Source organism: Stenotrophomonas sp. STEN009 (genome assembly GCF_056760395.1).
This window is the reverse complement of sequence record NZ_JBRRES010000069.1, coordinates 1-4,009: the sequence shown is the minus strand read 5'-3', so window position 1 is coordinate 4,009 and position 4,009 is coordinate 1. Positions and strand designations below refer to the sequence as shown.

Sequence of the window (4,009 nt, the reverse complement as noted above, 5' to 3'; positions counted from 1 at the left end):
TTTTTTTTGCGGGGGGGGGGGCCCGCGCCGGGGGTCCCCACCGCTATCCGGTCGGGGGGGGGCTTTCCCGGGCGGCCCGCGCATGAGGTGGACGTCCCCGTCAGCGCGCCAACCACCGGCGCGCCATGCGCTGCATCGATTCGTCCGATTCCGGGTCGGCGGCGACTTCGGTCACCGGCCGCCACGCCAGGTCCAGCGATTCCTCGCTGAGCACGAAGTCCTCGCCCTCCAGCGCCCGGATCACGAAGCGCACGTCGTAGTGCCAATGCCCCGGCACGTCCCCGCGTTCGGGGATCCAGTGCTTGTCCAGGTCGAAGATCGCCGGATCGTCCAGCACCAGCCCGGACAGCCCCGACTCCTCCTCTGCCTCCTTCAGCGCCACCCGGGCCAGGTCGCGGTCGCCGTCGGCGTGGCCGCCCAGCTGCAGCCAGCGCTGCAGCTTGCGGTGATGGGTCAGCAGCAGGCGCTGGCCATCGGCGCTGACCAGCCAGCAGCTGGCGGTGAAGTGGCCGGCCAACCGCTCGCGCCGGAACGGATCTTCCGGATCGTCCAGCAATGTGCCGAATTCGGCAGCCAGGGCGTCGTGGGCGGGCTCGAGGCGCGCATGGTCCCGCAGCAGACTGCGCAGGCGATCATCAAGCGCGGCAAGGGTTTCGGCGGTGTGGCTCATGAATGGGGGTGGTTCGGAAAAATACTGTTCATTATCGCCGCTCATTGTTGCGATTGCGCTTGTGCGTTGGCTTCAGCTTTGGCTAAGGTACAGCGGGCCGTTCGCGCGGCCTTCACCATTCAGGGCTGCCGGCAACGTATCGACGGCCCCCAAACCGATCATTAGGGAAGTACTGCATGCTGAAAGCTCTGTTGAGGGTCAAGCCGGTGCAACCGGCCGGGCACGTCGATGCCGGCGAACCCATCGAAGGCAGCCTGGACGGCGAAGCCACGCTGAAACGGACCCTCACGGCGAAACACCTGATCCTGCTTGGCGTAGGGGCGGTGATCGGTGCAGGCATCTTCGTACTGACCGGTCAGGCCGCGGCCAACCACGCCGGCCCGGCAGTGATGCTCTCGTTCGTCTTCGCCGGCATCGCATGTGCACTCGCCGGCCTGTGCTACGCCGAGTTCGCCGCGATGATGCCGGTATCGGGCAGCGCCTACTCCTACTCCTACGCCACGCTCGGCGAGGGCATGGCCTGGTTCATCGGCTGGTGTCTGGTACTGGAGTACCTGTTCGCCTCGGCCTCGGTCGCGGTGGGCTGGTCGGCCTACCTGATCAGTTTCATCACCACCACGCTGCACATGCCATTCCCTGACGCACTCAGTGCGGCACCGATCGCATGGACCGGCAGCGAGTTCATTTCTTCCGGCAAGCTGTTCAACCTGCCGGCGGTCCTGATCGTCGCTGCGGTCTCGGGCCTGCTGTATGTCGGCGTGACCCAGTCGGCCTTCGTCAACGCCATCATCGTGGCCATCAAGGTCACCGTGATCTGCCTGTTCATCGGCTTCGGCGCCGCCCACATCGATCCGGCCAACTGGCAGCCCTTCATTCCGGAAAACACCGGCGTATCCGGCGAGTTCGGCTGGAGCGGCGTGTTCCGTGCCGCCACCATCGTGTTCTTCGCCTATATCGGCTTCGACGCGGTTTCCACCGCAGCCGGCGAAACCAAGGACCCGCAGCGCAACATGCCGATCGGCCTGCTCGGGTCGCTGGCCGTGTGCACCCTCGTCTACATCATCGTCTGCGCCGTGCTGACCGGCATGATGCCGTATCACCTGCTGGGCACCGACAAGCCCGTGGCCACCGCGCTGGAGCCCTATGCCAGCCTGTCCTGGCTGAAGACCGCAGTCGAGATCGGCGCCATCGCCGGCCTGTCCTCGGTGGTGCTGGTGATGATGATGGGCCAGACCCGCATCGCCTACACGATCTCCCGCGACGGCCTGCTGCCGAAGTTCTTCGGCAAGGTCCATGCCCGCTTCCGCACCCCGTACTGGGCCACGATCGTGGTCGGTGTGATCGCTGCGGCACTGGCCGGCCTGATGCCGCTGAACGTGCTGGGCGAACTGGTCTCGATGGGTACCCTGCTGGCGTTCGCGACCGTATGCATCGGCGTGCTGGTTCTGCGCTATACCCGTCCGGAGCTGCATCGTCCGTTCCGCGTACCGGTGGTGTGGATCATCTGCCCGCTGGGCGCGGCGGCCTGCCTGTTCCTGTTCTGGCAGGCCTTCGTGGTGCACTGGCATCTGTTCGTCGGCTGGACCGTGCTGGGCCTGCTGATCTACTTCGGCTACGGCATGCGCAACAGCAAGCTGGCCAAGTCCGCCTGAACCTGCGGGCCGGCCCTGCGCCGGCCCGTCTGCTCCTGCCAGTGTTTCCGCCCGCGCGCCCACCCGGCGCGCATCGACAAGATCCCCACACATGTTCAAGCAACTCTGGGCCACCAAGCACCCGCATGCCGCCCATGAAGACGCCAATGGCCTGAGCCTGCGCCGCCACCTCGGACCCTGGGGGTTGACCGCCCTGGGCATCGGCGCAGTGATCGGCGGCGGCATCTTCGTCATCACCGGGCAGGCCGCAGCCAACCATGCCGGCCCGGCCATCATGCTGTCCTTCGTGCTGGCCGCCATCTGCTGCGCGTTCTGCGCCATGGCCTACGCCGAGTTCGCCTCGATGGTGCCGGTCTCGGGCAGCGCCTATACCTACACCTATGCCACCTTCGGCGAGCTCTCGGCCTGGTTCATCGGCTGGATGCTGGTGCTGGAGTACGGCGTGTCCGCCTCGGCAGTGGCGGTCAGCTGGACCGGCTACTTCCTCAGCCTGCTCAGTCACTTCGACATCCACCTGCCGGCCGCGCTGGTGAGCGCACCGCTGGACGGGCAGCTGCGCCCAACCGGCGCGATCGCCAACCTGCCCGCGGCCATCCTGGTGCTGCTGCTGACCTGGCTGTGCTACGTGGGCATCAGCAAGTCCTCGGCCATGAACATGGCCATGGTGGTGCTCAAGACCGGCCTGATCGTGCTGGTGATCGTGGTTGGCTGGAAGTACGTCGATCCTGCCAACTGGACCCCGTTCATTCCGGAGAACCAGGGGCCCGGCAAGTACGGCATGGAGGGCGTGCTGCGTGGCGCTGCCATGGTGTTCTTCGCCTATATCGGTTTCGAGGCGGTCTCGGTTGCGGCACAGGAGTCACACCGTCCGCAGCGCGACATGCCGATCGGCATGATGCTCTCGCTGGTGGTCTGCACGGTGCTGTACATCGCCATGGCGGCCGTCATGACCGGCCTGGTGCCGTACACCCTGCTCGGCACCGATGAGCCGGTGGTCACCGCCGTCGCGGCGCATCCCCAGCTGGGCTGGCTGCGGGTGGTGGTGGAAATCGGGGCACTGGTCGGCCTTTCTTCGGTCGTACTGGTGATGGTGATCGCGCAGCCGCGCATCTTCATGATCATGGGTCGCGATGGCCTGCTGCCGCCCGTGTTCACCCGGATCCATCCGAAGTACCGCACTCCGCATATCAATACGGTCATCACCGGAATCGGCATCGCCCTGCTGGCTGCGCTGTTCCCGCTGGATGTGCTCGGCGAACTGACCTCGATGGGCACGCTGATCGCCTTCGCGGCGGTGTGTGCGGGCGTGCTGATCCTGCGCCGCACCCAACCGGACCTGCCGCGCCCGTTCCGCATGCCGATGGCGTGGCTGATCTGCAGCCTGGGCGTGCTCAGCTGCCTGGCGCTGCTGTCGGCGATGACCATGCACAACTGGATGCTGATGGGCGTGTGGACGTTCTTCGGGTTCGTGATCTATTTCTGCTACGGCTTCCGGCACAGCCGCCTGCGGGTGAAGTAAGGGGTTCTGCATTGCAGGGCCTGCGGCCCTGCACCCGCCTTTGAAGCCGGAGCAACGGCAACAGCAACAGCGGGGCCGAGGGTTTGGCGGGGCGGGGTGGGGTGGGGGGGGGCCCCCGGAAAAAAACCCCGGCGGGGCGGGGGGGGGGGGGGCGCGGGGGCCGGCCGC

At 66.7% G+C, this 4,009-nt stretch carries 3 protein-coding genes; 2 read left to right on the top strand and 1 reads right to left on the bottom strand.

Annotated features, from left to right (window positions below):
• Positions 1-100: 100 nt before the first annotated feature.
• Positions 101-715 carry an NUDIX hydrolase gene (locus ACVOMM_RS18570; RefSeq protein ID WP_481526607.1) on the bottom strand — a complete coding sequence of 205 codons (615 nt, stop codon included), beginning with the start codon at positions 713-715 and terminating at the stop codon, positions 101-103.
• Between the two features lie 131 nt (positions 716-846).
• Here ACVOMM_RS18570 and ACVOMM_RS18565 point away from each other — a divergent pair, with 131 nt between their 5' ends.
• Together ACVOMM_RS18565 and ACVOMM_RS18560 are read left to right on the top strand one after the other, a co-directional pair.
• Positions 847-2,322: an amino acid permease gene (locus ACVOMM_RS18565; protein ID WP_053519499.1), complete on the top strand. Its 1,476-nt coding sequence runs from the start codon at positions 847-849 to the stop codon at positions 2,320-2,322.
• A 91-nt stretch (positions 2,323-2,413) separates the two neighbouring features.
• Positions 2,414-3,841: an amino acid permease gene (locus tag ACVOMM_RS18560; RefSeq protein ID WP_053519498.1), complete on the top strand. Its 1,428-nt coding sequence runs from the start codon at positions 2,414-2,416 to the stop codon at positions 3,839-3,841.
• The last annotated feature ends 168 nt before the right edge of the window (positions 3,842-4,009 follow it).

Bases quoted from the DNA above. Each gene is read 5' to 3' on its own strand.
- ACVOMM_RS18560 (WP_053519498.1), top strand. From the start codon at position 2,414: ATGTTCAAGCAACTCTGGGCCACCAAGCACCCGCATGCCGCCCATGAA.
- ACVOMM_RS18565 (WP_053519499.1), top strand. From the start codon at position 847: ATGCTGAAAGCTCTGTTGAGGGTCAAGCCGGTGCAACCGGCCGGGCAC.
- ACVOMM_RS18570 (WP_481526607.1), bottom strand. From the start codon at position 715: ATGAGCGGCGATAATGAACAGTATTTTTCCGAACCACCCCCATTCATG.